Here is a 17,358-nt window from a genome sequence, read left to right as displayed (position 1 = left end):
AAATTCTACAGTGTTCATCTTTTCTAAATTGCAATAAAGTATTCATTTTCTGATATATTTAAGAGGTGTTTTTACTAGGGGGAATGAAATGTCTTGCTGCCTTTATAGGAAAGATAGATACTTAATTACCTTGACACCAGTTTAAATCTAGGTCCGAAAATACCTTCCTTGTGAGTAATTAATGCACTGGTAAAAAAGAAGGAAAAGCTTTTATCTGCTATAATTTTAATATCATGATCTATGACTATATCATCATTAGGCTTTTGTTCATCCAGAACAATTTCCAGTTGAAGGCCTCCTCATCCTACACCGGATTTTGATATCCTTACCGCTTCCTTATTTTGTACCTTTAACATTTGTTTTAGTAAAGGAACAGTTTTTTCATCAATAGATACTATCATATTTAAACATCCTTTCTTAATTATAAATTGTTAAAAAAAAGTCATAAATTTATATATTAATTATACAATAATATACAAAATAAAAGAACTGAGAAAAAATCTCAGCCCTTTTTCAAAATATATTTTCATTTCACAGATTTAAGATTCTCTGTGAAGCTCTCTTTCTTTTCCTAAAAAAAATACTGCTATAGCCCCAGGCCCTCCATGAGTTCCAACTACAGGACCGATAAAACTTATAAGCACATCTTTTACAGGTATCTTACTTAATATTAGCCTTTTCAAGGCCAAGGCATCTTCAATGCAGTCACCATGGGAAATAGCAATAATTTGATCCTCAGCATTTTCTATCTTTTCTAATATTTTTTCAAAAAGCGCATTTATGGCTCTTTTTCTCCCTCTAATTTTGTCCAAAGCAACAACCTTTCCTGAATCACTTATGGATAAGAATGGCTTAATGTTTAAAAGCATACCTACAAAGGCTGCTGCGGAAGAGATCCTTCCTCCTCTTTTTACATGATTAATATCATCCACTATCATATAAGTATTTAAGTTTTGTCTAATGGCTAGCAAATAATTAAAAATCTCTTCTATTGATTTTCCTTCATTTTGCATTTCTTTTGCTTTTAGAACCATTAAACCTTGTCCTAAAGATGCAGTTAAAATATCTAAGATATATATATTATAATCTGGATAGTCTTGTTCAAGCATATCTTTAGCTATATTCGCTCCGTTTACAGTACCACTTAATCCACTAGATGCACCTATATATAGAATATCCTTCCCTTCATCTAGAATTTTTTTAAAAGCTTGACAGAATAAATGACTGCTTGGCTGTGAAGTTTTAGGAACAGCACCGGACCTCATGTCATCATAAAAATTTTTAAGTGAATAACTTGTACCAAAGTCATCTAATCTTTCAATTTCATTATAATGATAGCTTAAACTTACGTAAGGAATGTTTAGTTCACTAATGGATGTAATAGGTAAATCACAACAACTATCAGTAATAATTGTAAAATCTTTCATCATATTTCCTCATAAACTTTCAATGTTATTTTTGATAATAAAGTTTTTTACACTAGTCATACTGATATTCTACAAAAAATAATAATATTATACAAGAGACATCATCAAAATACCAAAATTAGTTTTTAAATTATAAATAAATGGAGATTCATTAGATAAAAACGTCATATTTTGGAAAATATTGATTTTTAAGAAAACTTTAAAAATTCGTGGAATTTAAAGAAGATAGATAGTATAATATAAGTAATAATAAAAAGGTTAAGCTTAAAACTTAAAAAATATTGATTTTATTTCATTAAGTTATAAGGTGGCGATATTGAATGATCGATGATAAACAATATGAATTTGAAGAATCTATAAGTGTAAATCAAAGGGGAAAAAAGGATAAAGGTAATTTTATGGACAATAGTAAATCTAATTATCAGGAAGATTTTAATAGTACGAGAACGGTAAGGAATTTTAAGGTCATTGTAGGAAACAAGCAGAATGTAAACAAAAAAAACTCTAGAACTGCTAAAAAAAATAGTCAGATGAAAAATAGCAAAAATAAAAAGTATAATAAATACTATTCCTATGAAAATGAAGGCAACTTTGCATCACTTTTTTATATACTTTGGTCAAGAATTAAAACCCTATTGTATAATATCAAACTTAAACTTAAAAAGTAATACTTATTATTTAAGTAGATTCTATTGTTCTTATAACTTAGTATAACTATAAGTTATACTCTTATTAAAATGAATAAATTAAAAAAGGATAGAAGGTTTTTAGGAGTACAATTTATAAAAATAAGATATGTTTAATATTTTGCTGCTATAAGAATAAAATGAGTTATTATCATAAGGCAAAACTTATTTTAAACGGGGGAGCTAATATGATAGGTTCAATTCTTATAATAATACTATTTATAATCTTTGTTAAAAAAATTATAAATAATCTAAGCTACTATAGTGGGATGAATGGATTGACAAAGGATGTGCCTAGTAAATACCACTTTGATGATAGGATAATGCTTCAGTATTATATGGCTTCGGTGCAAAGTAGATATTATAAGGGAGTAACAAAAAAGAGTTCAGCTAAAAAAAGAAGGAGAAAAAAAGATAATATTTTAAATAATGATTCACCTTTAAGTAATTGTAATTTAACTGTTCTTCAAGGTGGAAAAAGAGAAAGAAAATCATAAAATTATACTTGAATATGTATAAAATAATTTTAGTAAAAGGTTTAAAATCCACTAATCAACTTGAGTTGATTAGTGGATTCTTCCATCATTTGAGTATATTATTTTTTAGTTTTTTCTATTTAACAAATAGCAGTTTGTAGGCTTGAACTAGTAAAAGAGGAAGTACTGATAGCCCAAAAATAGTATAATACTCATTAGATGTAAGAGGTTCTACCTCAAAGATATTCATTAGAAAGGGTATTTCTAATACTAGAACTAGAAAAATTACTCCTATACCAAAAGCAAACCATGAGTATTTATTGGAAAAAACTCCAATGCGAAAAATTGATTCCTTAGCTCTGCAGTTGAATCCGTGAAAAAGTCTTGCGAGGCATAGAGTAGAAAAGGCCATTGTACTAGCAAGGGCTATATTTCCAGTTCTTAAACCAAGGTAGAATGCAGTTAAGGTGCAGACTGCAATCAAGAAACCTTCTACTAAAACTTCTATTCCAAAGGCTTTGTTTAAAATTGGTTCGCTTATATTTCTAGGCCTTTCCTTCATTACATGTTCATTATGAGGTTCTAAGCCTATGGCAATAGCTGGAAGACTATCTGTAAGAAGATTTATAAAAAGTAAATGAACTGGAGCAAAGGGATTTGGAAGAGCTACTAAGGAAGCATATAGTACAGAAATTATTCCAGCGGTATTTCCAGATAACAAAAATTTAATAGAATTTTTAATATTGGCATATATACTTCTTCCATTTGCAATAGATTTTACTATAGTAGAGAAATTATCATCTGTTAACACCATGGCTGCTGCATCCTTAGCTACTTCCGTTCCTGTAATTCCCATAGCTACGCCTATATCTGACTGCTTAAGTGCAGGAGCATCGTTAACGCCATCTCCAGTCATAGCAACTACATTTCCTTTTTCTTGCCAAGCTCTTACTATCCTAATCTTGTGTTCCGGTGAGACTCTAGCATATACTGAAACCTGTTCCACTTTTTCTTTTAATTGCTCGTCGCTGATTTTATCCAGCTCATAGCCTTCCATAGCCTCTGATTCACTCTTAAGTATTCCAATTTGCTTTGCAATGGCAGAAGCAGTTATTTTATGGTCTCCTGTAATCATTACAGGCTTAATTCCAGCACTTATACAATCTGCCACAGCCTTTGCTGATTCTTCTCTTGGAGGATCCATCATAGCAATTAAACCTGCAAAGGTTAAATCCTTTTCGTCTTCTAAATTTAACTCTTTTCCATCTTCTACATCCTTGCAGGCAAAGGCAAGCACCCTAAGACCACTTGTAGAGAAATCCCTGTTAATATTTTCAATGTCCTTTTTATGCTTTTCTTTAAGTTCTTCTGGTTCAGTAGTTTTTAGAATTTTAACACATCTCTTAAGAAGCACATCTAGAGCACCTTTAGTAATCATTATTGATTGATCACCTATTTTATGAACTGTACTCATCATCTTTCTGTCAGAGTCGAAGGGTAGTTCACTAAGTCGAGGATAAGATTTTCTGACTTCTAGTTCATCTAGATCATAAAAAGCTCCTAGGTTAACTAATGCTACTTCTGTTGGATCGCCTAACTCTTTTTCATTTGTAGTAATAGCATCATTGCAAAGTAATGACATTAGTATAAGCCTTTTTTCTAATGGGTCATCCTTGGTCAATTGGTCAAAATCTACCACTTTACTATCTACATGTACTTTTTTTACAGTCATTTTGTTTTGTGTTAAGGTTCCAGTTTTATCGGAGCAAATTACAGAAACACTTCCTAAGCTCTCAACGGCATGGAGCCTTCTTACAATTGCATTTTCCTGTGCCATTTTTTGAGTGCCAAGGGCAAGCACAATAGTAACGATAGAACTTAAAGCTTCTGGAATTGCAGCTACTGCTAAAGATACTGCAAACATAAAGGATTCAATTAAAGGATTACCCCTAAATATATTTAATCCAAATATAAGGGCACAAATTACTAATATTACAATTGCAAGTTTTTTGCCAAAGGCATCTAAACTTACTTGAAGAGGAGTTTTCTTTTCCTTTGCACTTTCTAAGAGAGCTGCAATTTTTCCTATTTCTGTACTCATACCAATAGCAGTGACTACTATAACTGCTCTGCCATAAGTTACGAAGCTTCCGGAAAAGACCATATTAATTCTGTCACCAAGAGCTACATCATCTTTATTAATGGTATCGGATATTTTTAACACACTTTCAGATTCTCCGGTTAAAGAACTTTCGTTAACTTGAAGGCTAAAATTTTCAATAATCCTACCATCGGCGCTTACATAATCCCCTGCTTCTAAAAATAATATGTCACCTACCACTACTTCCCGAGAAGGAAGTTCTATCTTTTTTCCATTCCTTAGTACTTTGGAAGAGGGAGCAGAGAGAGCTTTTAAGCTGCTTAGTGATTGTTCAGCTTTGATATGTTGTATAGTACCAAGTAATGCATTTATTATAATAACTACAATAATAACAACTGCACTTTCAACATTGTTGAACAGCATTGAAATTATTGCAGCTCCAATTAAGATTAATACTAAAAAATCTTTAAACTGCTCAAAAAATACTTGAATAGCGCTTTTTCTTTTTCCCTCTTTAAGTTCATTAAAGCCATATTCAGCTCTTTTTTTCTCAACTTCTGTATCATTTAATCCGTCTTCAGAAGTATTTAGCTTTGTAAGTACCTCTGCTACGTTTTTTTTGTAAAATTCATTCATTTTAGCACTCCTTTCTTATCATATAACATAGCTTTCCCTAAAATAATAATATTAAAATATGAATATCAATTAGTTTATATCTATTTTATGGTCTAAAGTAAGATTTAGTCTTCACATTTAGTAGATTTTCTACGATAATATATTATAAAGCATCATATATAATAGTTAATCAAAGTAATGGGAGATGAAAATATGAGAGTTAAAAAATGCTTTTTAGTAATTACTACTGTGGTGTTATTTTCACTAATTTCTATCAGCACTCATGTTAAAGCAGCTGTAAACTACAAAATATGGAATACAAGTGATAAAGAGATTGTCGAACCTACTAAGGTTTGGAACATTAAATTCACTAAAGGTACAACCATTCAGTCTAGCAAAAAGTCTATAGCTGTTTATAAAGAGGAAAATAATGAAAAGGTTGATTTAGAATTTACTAGCAGTGATGGTGGTAAAATTATAAATATTTCTCCTAGTAAGCCTTATGAAAGTGGAAAAAGTTATACATTAGTTGTAGAAGATAGTTTGGAAGCAGAAGATGGAGAAAAAATAAAACAGCCTATTAAGTTTAGTTTTAAAATTCAGCCAGTACAGAGCACTAATGAACAGGGCACTATCAGTAGCTACAGTGAGTATTATGATGCTGTAAAAAATACACTTTCTAATTATGAAAGTAGTATTACACTATTTATAGAAAATTATGATAAAAGTATGTACAACCTAGAAGTAATAGATGAAATTTTGCTGAAAAATCCAAATTTGAGAGGAGTCTATGAAGGTGCTTCCGCAACCATATTATATTCAGATCCTGCTAAATTAGTAATAAAATTTAGCTATGCAGATTCTAGGGAAAATTTGATTAATAAAGAAAGAGTGGTTGAAGAAAAGGTTACAGAAATAGTTAATAATCTAATTAAGCCAGAGATGAAGGATTATGAAAAGGAGTTGGTACTTCACGATTATTTAGTAAATAATGCAACCTATGATAAAAGACTGTATTCAGGAAATATGCCTGAAGATTCCTATACAGCATACGGTGTGCTTATAAATAGTACCGGGGTGTGTCAAGGCTATGCAGAAGCCATGAATAGATTGTTGTTAGCTTCCGGTATAGAATCTTTAATGATTGTGGGAGATGCATATGACGGAGATAAATGGATTGGACATGCTTGGAATATGGTTAAACTAGATGGAGAATACTATCATGTAGATTCTACATGGGATGACCCGGTAACCAGTGATGGCTCTAATAAACTTGTACACTCATATTTTAATATTACAGATGAGCAGATGTCAAAAGATCACAGATGGAATAGAGAAGATTACCCTGATGCTAATGGTACAATCTATAACTTTAACAATTTAAATATTGAGGAAAAGGATTCAAAAGGAAATACTATAATAGTAGTTAATAATTATGATGAATTTTATAACGCAATAAAAGGAGAGTTAGAAAAAGGAAATAACTCCATTAGCTTAAAAGTACTTGATTATAATGAAACAACATATGATTTAAGAGGTACCTTACAGAAAATATCTAATGAAACGGCTACTTATGGAACCTTCAGCATTAGCATGTCTACTGATGAGATAAATAATGCTGAATATATTAGAATAACAGTAAATTAAAAAGGTTGAGGCTTTACTTAAGGCCTCAACCTTTAATCTTTTTTCCTAATTTCCGGTATTGGTTTTCTAAATAGAAGGTGAGAAAGAGCTTTACTGTCAAAGGGAATTAAGGGCCAAGTGTATCGTTTTGTACCACTAAAGGTTTTGGTACTATATATAATCCAAAAAGTAATTAGAATACCTATAATAAAACCAATATTTCTAAATAAGCCTGTTAAAATTAGAAGGAATATTCTAAATATCCTAATTGCCATAGCAAATTCTACGCTTGGAGTAGCAAAGGTTCCTATTCCCGCAAGAGCTGCATATAGAACTGTTTCAGAGGTAAACCAACCAACTTTTACCGCAAATTCACTGAGAAGAAGTCCACCTATTATTCCAAGAGAAGTTGAAAGAGAGTTAGGAGTATGTATAGATGAAATTCTAAGTAAATCTAAGCCAAATTCTAACAATAAGAATTGAAGAAATAAAGGAATTTTACCTGGTTCTTTAGGACCTAAAAATTGAAGGTAGTCAGGGAGCATGTTTCTATTATAAACAAGCAAAAGCCATAAAGGCAGTAGGATAAAGGCTGATAACATTCCTATAAATCTAATCCAGCGTATATATGTTCCTATAAAAGGATTTTGATAATAATCTTCTGCATGTTGAGTAAAATGAAATAGGGTGACCGGTAAAATCATTACACTAGGAGAAGTATCTACTAAAATTAATATATGTCCTTCTAGTAGATGAGCAGCAGCAACATCTGGCCTTTCCGTAAACTTTGCTTGTGGCAAAGGATTATACCACTTTTTCTTTATCATGCATTCTTCCAGTGTCTTCTCTGCCATAATTAAGGCATCTACATTAATTTGATCTAACTTTTCATTTATACTTTTTAAAAGATTTTTATCTGCAAGATCGTCAATATATCCTATAACTACGTCAGTTTTAGATCTTTTTCCTATATTTTTAATTTCAAATATCAATTTAGGATCTCTAACTCTTCTTCGTATAAGAGCTGTATTGAAAATTACTGTTTCCACTAAACCGTCTCTAGAACCTCTTGTTACCTTTTCTAAATCTGGTTCTTCTGGACTTCTAACAGGATATTCTCTGGCATCTATTATTATAGCTTCCTTTTCACCATCTATAATAAGGGCTAGTGCGCCAGCTAGAACGGAGGACTGGAGTTTACCTACATCAGTAACTGTATCCACTTCGATATAGCCAATTCTACTTTGAATTAATCCTTTAATAAGATTAGAGGAAGTATTTTCCTGTCTAACAGGCTGCAGTTCTTCTAGTATTCTAAGAAGAATATCATCCTTTGCAAAGCCATCTATAAAAACCAAATAGGATAACCTTCTTCCTTCGCCAATAACAAATTCTCGTCCAACTATATCAAAACTTTTACCAATATTTAAGTTCTCTTTTAAAATACGTTTATTTTCCTCTAGTGAAGATGTCAGTATCATAGCAATCACCTTTTACTAAATTATTTTTCTTTTCCGAAAAGCCTGGTTTTAATATTCTCAATAACCTATTAAAGTATTCAATTTAAAAAGTTTTAAAAGTAATTCATAAAAAGAAGGTAATATGAAAAAAATAAATTTAAATATAAAACAAAATCGGGGGCTATAATTATGAATCATTTAATTGTTTATGCTCATCCAAATACGAATAGTTTTTCTAATGCAGTAGCAAATGCTGTAAAACAATTTTCAATTGAACAGGAGTACAAGACAGAACTTAGAGATTTATACTCCATAGGCTTTGATCCGGTACTAAAGCTGCCGGAATTACAGGATATTCAGAGCGGTAATATACCAGAAGATATTAAAAAGGAACAAAATTATATAGAGTGGGCAGATATAATTACTTTTATATATCCACTATGGTGGACTGGAATGCCTGCTATGTTAAAAGGATATATAGATAGAGTGTTTTCTTATGGGATGGCTTATTCCGGAGGGAAAAATGGGAAGAAGGGTCTGCTTAAGGATAAAAAGGTTTTTATTTTTACTCCAATGGGAACTGCAGAGGATACCTATAATAGTAATGGTATGCTTGACGCTTTAAAACAAACCTGTGATACAGGTATATTTACCTTCTGTGGTATGAAGGTTGAACAACATATATTTTTAGGGGAAGTTTCCACTACAGAGGAGGAGACAAGAAAACAGTATTTACAGTCTGTTGTAGAGCTGCTTTCTAAAACTCTAAACTGCGGTGTTAATCAAGGAAATAACGATAAAAGCAACAAAAGTAATAGCAATGAAGTTAATAATAAAAATAAGGAAAGTAAAGGTGAAGGAAAAAGCAGCAGCAACAATAAAGAGAGTAATAAAGAAAATAGTAGCCAAGGAAATAATGATAAAGGTAGTCAAAACAATAATCAGGGATCCAATAGCAAGGATAAACAGGGCGATAATAAAGAGAATAATAACCAAGCAAGTAATAATGCTAATGGCCAAAATAACAGTGAAGGCAGCAATAACAAAAACAATGAAAATGTTAAACAGGAAAGCAATAATAATAGTCAGGGAAATAATAAGGATAATAAAAATAATAACTCAGGCAATAGTGGCAGCAGCTAGGAAAAAGGCATTATTAAAAGTACAAATTGAACATAGTTAATGTGTTGTGCTATAATATGTGAGAAAATATTTACTTATATAAATATAAATTACCTTTGCAAATATTATAAAGTGATGAAGCAAACCACTTTGAAAACTTCAAAGTGGTATTTATTTTGTTTTAAATGAGGAGGATTTTTTGTTGTGAAGAGGTTGTTTGGGGGATTATTTAATGATTCGAGTTTTTATAGGAACTTATTAAAGATAGCGCTGCCCATTATTATTCAAAATTTTATTGCAAGCTCACTGAATATGATAGATACAGTAATAGTGGGAAAACTAGGAGAAACAGAGCTGGCTTCAGTAGGTATAGCAAATCAATTCATGGTATTGTTCAATATAATTGCTTTTGGGATGTTTAGTGGATCTGGAATATTTATTTCTCAATTTTGGGGAAAGAGGGATGTTAAAAATATTAAAAAGGTTGCAGCTGTATCCCTTACTTCCGGAGTTATTCTTGCCATTATATTTACTACTATAGCCCTTTCTATTCCTAGAAGCATTATTTCTATATTTAATACAGATCCTGAGGTTTTAAATCTAGGTTCTCAATTTTTAAGAATAGCTTGCTTAAGTTACATATTTTCAGCAATAACCTTTAGCTTCAGTATGGGTTCTAGATATATAGAAAAGGCTTTTACACCTATGATTGTTAGTGCTATTGCTCTACTATGTAATACTTTTTTAAACTATGTGTTAGTTTTTGGAAAGTTTGGAGCGCCAGCATTAGGAGTAAGGGGATCTGCAATAGCTACAGTAATTGCCAGGATAATTGAAATGATAATAATGGTCACATATGTGTATAAAACAAATAATGAGTTAGCAGCTAGAATAAGTGATCTAAAGAAAGTAACCAAAGATTTTGCTTTAAGGATGCTTAAAACTACAATCCCAGTGGTGTTAAATGAGGCTTGTTGGGGATTAGGTGTTGTTGTTTACTCTATTGCATATGGGAGAATTGGAACCCAGGCAATGGCCTCTGTACAAATTAGTAATACTATACAAAATTTATTTATGGTTTTAACCTTTGGAGTTGCAAGTTCTGCCACTGTAATGATTGGAAAGAAGATCGGCGCTGGAGACGAGGAAACGGGAAAGATATATGCAAAAAAGTTTTCAATAATAGCTTCCATTATAGGAGTAGTTTTAGGAGGAATACTTGCGCTTAGTGCACCAGGTATTTTATCCTTCTTCAAGGTTTCTGAGAATGTAGTCCATGATTCTTTAATGATCTTATATATAAATTCAGCAATTTTAGTCATTAAGATGTTTAATATAATACTAGTTGTAGGAATCTTAAGAGGGGGAGGGGATACCAAGTTTTCATTTATAGCAGAGGCCTGTACTATGTGGGGAATAGGAGTACCATTATCTTTCATAGGAGCACTAGTATTGAAGTGGCCTGTTTACTTAGTTTTTGCATTGATTGCTGTTGAGGAAGTAGTTAAATGTATAATTGGTATAACCAGATTAGTTTCTAATAGATGGGTGAGAAATGTAATTAAGAATATGTAAATAAATGAATATAATTAGTTTTAACTTAACTTTTATAAAAATCAGTAAAATTATCAGTATAATTACATAGAATAGTAACTAAACATCATAAATTGAAAAATAAGTTTTTGCAAGAAGGAGTTAAGTATGAATGTTTATGAGGTTATAATAAGGCTGCTTTTAGCAACTATTGTTGGTGGACTAATCGGATATGAAAGAGAGTATAAGAATAGACCTGCTGGGTTTAGAACCCATATACTTGTTTGTGTTGGAGCGTCAGTAATATCAATGATACAGTTATATAATATTGACCAAACTGTTACTATTATATTAGAGCATCCAGAGCTTGCCAGTGCCTTAAAAGCAGATATTGGAAGAATAGGGGCGCAGGTTATAAGCGGCATTGGGTTTTTAGGAGCAGGTACAATAATACATCAAAAGGGATCTGTAAAAGGGCTTACGACTGCAGCCAGTTTATGGGTAGTTGCTTGTATTGGACTTGCAGTTGGATTAGGTTATTATACTTTAAGCATACTATCTACCGTAGCTGTTGTAATAGTATTAGTAAGTTTAAAAAAATTTGAATCAAGGTTTATGGATAAGTCTAGTTTAATAAAGATTGAGATTGTATACCTAGACAAAAAAGAAATGATTCAAAAAATTGATAATTATTTCCAGGGAAAAAATATTAAAATCAAAAATATAGAGTTTATAATTGAAGAAGAAATAGAAGAATGTAAAGCTAACTATGGGCGAAGTTTATATTCCATAGTTGCACCGAGATATGTTGGAAAAGAGGAAATTATTAAAGACCTTGCCTTAATGGAGGAGGTTATAAAGGTAACTATTATTTAAATTATAAAGAAGATTATCCTGTTTATAAATTATAAGGACTAATCAATAAAAATCAATCATTAGGTAATAATACACTTTGAATGGACTATAATCCGCATAATTCTATAAAAATAAAGATTACCTAAGGAGGAAAATTTTAATGGAGAGATTAGTTGGAAAGTCAGCACCTTATTTTAGAATGAATGCTGTAAAAGGTGATGGAAGTGATTTTACTGAAGTAAAGTCCGATGATTACAGAGGAAGATGGTTGGTGATGTTTTTCTATCCTCTAGACTTTACCTTTATATGACCTACAGAAATTACTGGTTTCAGTAAAAGATATGAAGAATTTAAGAAATTAAAAGCAGAAGTACTTGCGGTAAGCTGCGACAGTCAGTTTTCACACCAAGCTTGGATAAAACAAAAAGTAGATGAAGGTGGCTTAGGTAAGATTAACTTCCCGATAGCTTCCGATAAAACAATGCAAGTATCAAAAGATTATGGGGTACTAATGGAAGAGGAAGGTATTTCTTTAAGAGGTTTATTTATTATAGATCCAGATGGAGTTGTTAAGTATTCTGTTGTACATGATTTAAGTATAGGCAGAAGCGTAGATGAAACAATTCGCGTACTTAGTGCACTGCAAACTGGTGGATTATGTCCAATTGATTGGAATATAGGTGATGAAACTCTTTAAATAACCGTGATGGAATTAAGAGGGCAAAAGCAGCTGAAAAAATAAGGGTAACAAGATTTGAACTTTGGCAGGGTTTTACAAGAAAAGAAGCAGATTAATACAGGTAGCCTACATTCTTTGAAGGATGTAGGCTTTACTTTATCTATTGATAATTTTAAATTTTATTAAAAGTTCTCATCATCCCTGTGATGATAAGTATGGTTATAATATGGTTCATAATAAGGATAATAGTTATCATAATAAGGTGAGTAATTATAGTAATAGTGAGGTGGATAATAGTCATAATGATCGTAACCACCAAGTGCATAGGCTCCAAGTCCCAGTAAAACTAGAGGTAATAAGTCATCTTGTCTATACATGCTTTCTGGATATAGACTAGTAGGGGAAGACATTTTTTCCTGTCTGTACATTGTAGGATAACATCTAGGGTAATAAGCAGGTATGTTATTCATACAGCAAGGAGCCATCCTATAACAACGAAATTCTTCTTCAGGATAATCTATTGTATCATCTTCTAGTGTTTCATAGTAGTTGTCAGATAAAATATCTTTATCTACGGTCTCCTTTTCTCCAAACTCCTCTAGACCTTCTTTTTCTAGGTTGTTGTCATCATATTCCATTAAAATTCCTCCAAAAACTAATTCTAATAATATCATATGAATTGATAGTTGAATTGACATTATTTTTTATAATTTTAATTGGGTATTTCAATATATTAAATCAATTTTGTTAAGGTATACTTTTTTATTATAATGGGGATAATTATTCAAGGTGTATTTTTACAGTACATTCCTAATATGGTATAGGCTATTATATAAACACAGAATTAGGAGGCTTTTTCATGGAGGACAGTCCTATAGATAAAGATTTAAGTTGTAATGAAATTCGATTAAAAAAAACCTTAGGAGAAGGAGCAGATATTGTATATCGCTCCCTTGTAATACCAAGCTTCAGCAATGTTAAGGCTCTTTTAGTCTTTATTGATGGATTAGTTAACACAAATGAAATTGATGATACAATACTAGCCCCTTTAATATCCTTCTCACAATTACCGGATCAGAAAGAGTTGATTAATAATGAAGGATTATTAAATGGGCTAATAGATGCGGGAGTATTCGCATCCTCTGTTAAGGCTACTAACAAGTGGAATGATGCCTGTGACAGCTTGGTTTCAGGAGATAGCGTTTTGTTTGTAGATGGAATGGAAAATGCTTTTATTTTTGCTACAAGAGGTTTTGAAAGTCGTTCTGTAACTGAACCGGCAACGGAAGTTGAGGTCAGGGGACCAAGGGATGGCTTTATAGAAAGCCTTCGGACTAATACTACTCTCATACGCCGGCGAATTCGGGACTATGGGCTGCGATTTGATATGATGAGAATAGGTTATAGAACGAAAACAGATATCGCCGTTGCTTACATAGATTCTTTAGTTGATAAGAGAGTTTTAGGTGAGTTAATGAGTCGCCTGCAGAAGATTAATGTAGACAGCATTTTAGAAAGTGGATATATTGAGGAGTTCATAGAAGATTCTCCTTTATCTCCATTTCCGCAGGTTGAACATACTGAGAGACCAGATAAGGCTTCTGCAGCAATATTATCAGGAAGAATTGTAATTATAGTAGATAACACACCTTTTGTGCTGATTGTTCCAACATCATTCTGGTCACTCTTCCAAGGAAGTGGAGATTATTACGAGCGTTTTTATATAGGTACATCAATTAGGCTAATTCGTATTTTAGCCATGATTTTATCCATAACAAGTTCGTCGGTGTATGTATTGTTATCCTCCTTTAATCAAGAAATGCTGCCTACACCTTTAGCCTTAAAGATGGCTGCAGGAAGAGAAGGAATTCCTTTTCCAGCAGTATTAGAGGTATTAATAATGGAACTGATGTTTGAAGTTTTACGGGAAGCTGGAATTAGAATACCTAAACCTATTGGCCAGGCGGTAAGTATTGTTGGGGCCTTAGTAATTGGAGATGCAGCAGTAAATGCAGGTTTGGTCTCCCCTACAGCTGTAATTGTTGTTGCAATTACAGGTATAAGTTCTTTTGTTATGCCAGCATATAATCTCGCCATCAGCTTTAGATTACTTCGATTCCCACTAGTGATTTTTACAGGAATGTTTGGAATGTTAGGATTTTTGGGAGGAACAATTGCAATCGCTTTACATTTACTTTCTTTACGATCCTTTGGTGCACCTTTTTTAGCACCGGTAATGCCTTTCCGTATTGATGAAAATAAAGATGTAGCAGTAAGAGCACCTTGGTGGAAAATGACTCGAAGACCTAAGTTAGCTCATTCCAGTGAAACCATTAGGCAATCAGAGAATCAAATGCCTAAACCACCTTCTAAGGATGAAGATGGCTTTGATGAGTAGGGATAAGCATTTAAGAGGATGATAAATTTATGAAAAGACTTTTAACCTTATTTTTAATATTAAATACTGTTTTTCTTTCCGGCTGTTGGGATATGAGAGAGTTAAATGAGTTAGGTATGGTTATGATGGTTGGTGTAGATAAAGGACCTAACAATTCTGGATTTTTAGTTACTGTTCAAATAGCAAAGGGAAAGGGGCAAGGCGGTGGCCAAGGCAATACCGGTAGTGGTGAGGCCACCTGGGTAGCCAGTGCCGATGGTAGTACAATATTTGAGGCAGTTAGAAATATTGCAAGGTTTTCATCAAGAAGAATTATGTGGGCTCACAATAATGTAATTGTAATTGGAGAAGATTTAGCAAGAGAGGATATAACGCCTGTAATAGATTTTTTTACTCATAATCCTGAGCTAAGAATGAAAACTTGGGTAGGAATTGCCAGGGGAAAAGCTAGTGAATATGTATCTGTAAAAACTGGCATGGAAGATATACCAGGAATAGCGGTAGCAGAATTATTCAGATATAATCAACTTCCGAGCATTAGCACGCAAACTGACATGCTTAGACTTTATTCAGATTTTTTAAGTGATTCTATACAACCAATAGTATCTGCTTTTAGGAAAAGAGAAAAGATGCCTGGAGAAGGAAGAAGTCAGGTAGAGTTGTCTGGAGGAGCAGTTTTTAAAGGAACGAGAATGCTAGGATGGCTTACACCAGAAGAGATTAGAGGAATAAGCTGGGTTAGAGGAGAAACAAAGAGCACCGTTCTATCAGTATCTAATATATCTGATAACGATAAGAAGGTTGCAGTTGAAATCCGAAATATTAAAGTAAAAACAAATTCAGAAATCATCAATGGCAGCCCAATTATCAATATTGATTTTAAAGCTGAGGGACATATAGCAGAGGAAGATTTTATTTCAAATATGTCTATTAGTGAGATGAAATCTAAGGTAGAAAAGGAAACGGAAAGACAAGTAAAAAGATACATAACTCAAGGTATAGATAGAGTTCAAAAAGAATATAAAAGTGATGTGTTAGGCTTTGGAAGAAGAGTTCATATTGAACATAAATATGAATGGGATAGAAGCATAAAGAGCAAATGGGAGGATATATATCCCAATACAGAAGTAAAGGTTAACGTTCATATAGATCTTCGCAGCAGTATACTCTATCAACAACCTATTAAACAAGAAAAGCAAAGTGGAGGATTAAGTGAGTGAAGACGAAAATTGATAGATTACAATATTTTTTTACTATTCCTAATATTTTATTTGGGAAAGCTATAGGAATTACTGCTGGAGTTATAGTAAGAAGGATAGGGGCAGATACATGGTCATCTATGCTAATTGGTTTTATATTTGGTACCATAATGGTTATTATTATGACATATGTTTCTTCTAAATTTCCAGACAAAACAATAATTCAGTACTCTCAGGATATTTTAGGGAAGTTCTTTGGAAAATTCATTGGATTAATACTAGCAATATTTTTTACAGTTGCCTTTATGGTGTCCGCAAATGTAATAACTCTTCATCTAAGTGAGTATTTTTTACCTCAAACACCTTTTTTAATACTGTGCGCTATTTATGTTTTGCTCTGCTCTTATGGAGTAGTATTAGGTGTTGAGGTTATAGTGAGATTTTCTTTTTTTGGTTTCATTTTAGCAGCGTTACTTAATTTAACTATGATTTCAGGAACTGTGAGGGATTTTCATCTTGTAAATCTCAGGCCTTTATTAGACAAGGGAATAATTGCCAATATATATAATAGTATATACCTCTTTACTGACATAGCTATGGTGATTTTTGTAACAGGAGTAATTTACCCTATGCTCAATGAAAAAAAGAGGTCTATATCTATATCCTTTTGGGCTATGGTTGTTTCTACTATTATGATTATAATTTGGCCTATAAGTGAAATAGGGGTAATGGGGGCGGATGTAATGAAGCAATTTGCCGTTGTCTGTATGCAGCAGGTAAGAAGTGCACAGCTTTCCATTTACTTTCCAAGGTATGAATTAATTATGGTTGTTTTCTTTGTTTGGGCAATGTTTGTTCAATCGGCATTGATGCTATTTTGCAGTATGTATAGTTTTAAACAGGTGATGAATATAAAGAAAGACTGGAAGATCTTTTTTCCTTTAATAGTGATTACAATAACAGGCACTTATTATATTGGACGGGACCATAATGAGTATATACAATTCCTAACCTTTCCATGGGGCCAAATATGTTTAGTCTTAAGTATAGGAATTCCAATTATGCTTCTTCTAATTGGAGTTCTTAGGAAAAAGTTTGAAAGTAGAAAGCTAATTTGAAACAAATTTGATACAATAGATAAATAATGGAATAACCTAAAAGGAAGGATTGACATTTAAGTA

Annotated in this window: 14 protein-coding genes; 10 read left to right on the top strand and 4 right to left on the bottom strand. The window is 32.3% G+C overall.

Features of this window, described 5'->3' with window-relative positions; all coding sequences use genetic code 11:
- Positions 1-539: 539 nt before the first annotated feature.
- The gene (locus P8V03_RS12610) at positions 540-1,427 is read right to left on the bottom strand and encodes a DegV family protein (RefSeq protein ID WP_318798366.1); all 888 of its coding nucleotides are present in this window, start codon (positions 1,425-1,427) and stop codon (positions 540-542) included.
- 320 nt (positions 1,428-1,747) lie between these two features.
- On the opposite strand from P8V03_RS12610, the gene P8V03_RS12605 reads away from it, so the two are divergent.
- Positions 1,748-2,095, top strand: a complete 348-nt coding sequence (locus tag P8V03_RS12605) for a hypothetical protein (protein ID WP_318798365.1) — start codon at positions 1,748-1,750, stop codon at positions 2,093-2,095.
- 206 nt (positions 2,096-2,301) lie between these two features.
- Positions 2,302-2,610 carry a hypothetical protein gene (locus P8V03_RS12600; RefSeq protein ID WP_261670282.1) on the top strand — a complete coding sequence of 103 codons (309 nt, stop codon included), beginning with the start codon at positions 2,302-2,304 and terminating at the stop codon, positions 2,608-2,610.
- A 115-nt stretch (positions 2,611-2,725) separates the two neighbouring features.
- Here P8V03_RS12600 and P8V03_RS12595 read toward each other — a convergent pair whose 3' ends face one another.
- Positions 2,726-5,326, bottom strand: coding sequence for a cation-translocating P-type ATPase (locus tag P8V03_RS12595; protein ID WP_318798364.1), 2,601 nt, complete (start codon positions 5,324-5,326; stop codon positions 2,726-2,728).
- Between the two features lie 192 nt (positions 5,327-5,518).
- Here P8V03_RS12595 and P8V03_RS12590 point away from each other — a divergent pair, with 192 nt between their 5' ends.
- Positions 5,519-6,952, top strand: a complete 1,434-nt coding sequence (locus P8V03_RS12590) for a transglutaminase domain-containing protein (RefSeq protein WP_318798363.1) — start codon at positions 5,519-5,521, stop codon at positions 6,950-6,952.
- A 32-nt stretch (positions 6,953-6,984) separates the two neighbouring features.
- On the opposite strand, the gene P8V03_RS12585 is transcribed toward P8V03_RS12590, so the two are convergent.
- Positions 6,985-8,412, bottom strand: a complete 1,428-nt coding sequence (locus tag P8V03_RS12585; RefSeq protein ID WP_261670279.1) for a spore germination protein — start codon at positions 8,410-8,412, stop codon at positions 6,985-6,987.
- 168 nt (positions 8,413-8,580) lie between these two features.
- Between P8V03_RS12585 and P8V03_RS12580 the strand changes: the two genes are divergently transcribed.
- The 4 genes from P8V03_RS12580 (at position 8,581) to P8V03_RS12565 (ending at position 12,598) form a co-directional block, all read left to right on the top strand.
- Positions 8,581-9,534: an NAD(P)H-dependent oxidoreductase gene (locus P8V03_RS12580; protein WP_261670278.1), complete on the top strand. Its 954-nt coding sequence runs from the start codon at positions 8,581-8,583 to the stop codon at positions 9,532-9,534.
- 183 nt (positions 9,535-9,717) lie between these two features.
- Positions 9,718-11,088, top strand: a complete 1,371-nt coding sequence (locus tag P8V03_RS12575) for an MATE family efflux transporter (protein WP_318798362.1) — start codon at positions 9,718-9,720, stop codon at positions 11,086-11,088.
- A 126-nt stretch (positions 11,089-11,214) separates the two neighbouring features.
- The gene (locus tag P8V03_RS12570) at positions 11,215-11,922 is read left to right on the top strand and encodes an MgtC/SapB family protein (RefSeq protein ID WP_261670276.1); all 708 of its coding nucleotides are present in this window, start codon (positions 11,215-11,217) and stop codon (positions 11,920-11,922) included.
- 139 nt (positions 11,923-12,061) lie between these two features.
- On the top strand, positions 12,062-12,598 hold the full coding sequence (locus P8V03_RS12565) for a peroxiredoxin (protein WP_261670275.1): 537 nt from the start codon (positions 12,062-12,064) through the stop codon (positions 12,596-12,598).
- A gap of 164 nt (positions 12,599-12,762) precedes the next feature.
- Here the strand turns inward: P8V03_RS12565 and P8V03_RS12560 are convergent, their stop codons facing one another.
- Entirely contained in the window at positions 12,763-13,218 is a 456-nt protein-coding gene (locus P8V03_RS12560; RefSeq protein WP_318798361.1) for a hypothetical protein, read from the bottom strand.
- Positions 13,219-13,439: 221 nt separating this feature from the next.
- On the opposite strand from P8V03_RS12560, the gene P8V03_RS12555 reads away from it, so the two are divergent.
- The 3 genes from P8V03_RS12555 to P8V03_RS12545 are packed head-to-tail and all read left to right on the top strand — an operon-like array spanning position 13,440 to position 17,295.
- Positions 13,440-14,978 carry a spore germination protein gene (locus P8V03_RS12555; RefSeq protein WP_318798360.1) on the top strand — a complete coding sequence of 513 codons (1,539 nt, stop codon included), beginning with the start codon at positions 13,440-13,442 and terminating at the stop codon, positions 14,976-14,978.
- 29 nt (positions 14,979-15,007) lie between these two features.
- Positions 15,008-16,198, top strand: a complete 1,191-nt coding sequence (locus P8V03_RS12550) for a Ger(x)C family spore germination protein (RefSeq protein WP_318798359.1) — start codon at positions 15,008-15,010, stop codon at positions 16,196-16,198.
- Positions 16,195-17,295: a GerAB/ArcD/ProY family transporter gene (locus tag P8V03_RS12545; protein ID WP_318798358.1), complete on the top strand. Its 1,101-nt coding sequence runs from the start codon at positions 16,195-16,197 to the stop codon at positions 17,293-17,295. The genes P8V03_RS12550 and P8V03_RS12545 overlap by 4 nt, the downstream gene beginning before the upstream one ends.
- The last annotated feature ends 63 nt before the right edge of the window (positions 17,296-17,358 follow it).

Origin of the sequence: Clostridium tanneri (assembly GCF_033659955.1) — a bacterium.
GTDB lineage: Bacteria > Bacillota > Clostridia > Clostridiales > Clostridiaceae > Clostridium_AM > Clostridium_AM tanneri.
The sequence above is the reverse complement of the archived record's forward strand: the minus strand, read 5'-3'. Positions and strand labels throughout refer to the sequence as shown.

Coding starts and splice junctions, on each gene's coding strand:
- P8V03_RS12610 (WP_318798366.1), bottom strand. CDS start 1,427: ATGAAAGATTTTACAATTATTACTGATAGTTGTTGTGATTTACCTATT.
- P8V03_RS12605 (WP_318798365.1), top strand. CDS start 1,748: ATGATCGATGATAAACAATATGAATTTGAAGAATCTATAAGTGTAAAT.
- P8V03_RS12600 (WP_261670282.1), top strand. CDS start 2,302: ATGATAGGTTCAATTCTTATAATAATACTATTTATAATCTTTGTTAAA.
- P8V03_RS12595 (WP_318798364.1), bottom strand. CDS start 5,326: ATGAATGAATTTTACAAAAAAAACGTAGCAGAGGTACTTACAAAGCTA.
- P8V03_RS12590 (WP_318798363.1), top strand. CDS start 5,519: ATGAGAGTTAAAAAATGCTTTTTAGTAATTACTACTGTGGTGTTATTT.
- P8V03_RS12585 (WP_261670279.1), bottom strand. CDS start 8,412: ATGATACTGACATCTTCACTAGAGGAAAATAAACGTATTTTAAAAGAG.
- P8V03_RS12580 (WP_261670278.1), top strand. CDS start 8,581: ATGAATCATTTAATTGTTTATGCTCATCCAAATACGAATAGTTTTTCT.
- P8V03_RS12570 (WP_261670276.1), top strand. CDS start 11,215: ATGAATGTTTATGAGGTTATAATAAGGCTGCTTTTAGCAACTATTGTT.
- P8V03_RS12560 (WP_318798361.1), bottom strand. CDS start 13,218: ATGGAATATGATGACAACAACCTAGAAAAAGAAGGTCTAGAGGAGTTT.
- P8V03_RS12555 (WP_318798360.1), top strand. CDS start 13,440: ATGGAGGACAGTCCTATAGATAAAGATTTAAGTTGTAATGAAATTCGA.
- P8V03_RS12550 (WP_318798359.1), top strand. CDS start 15,008: ATGAAAAGACTTTTAACCTTATTTTTAATATTAAATACTGTTTTTCTT.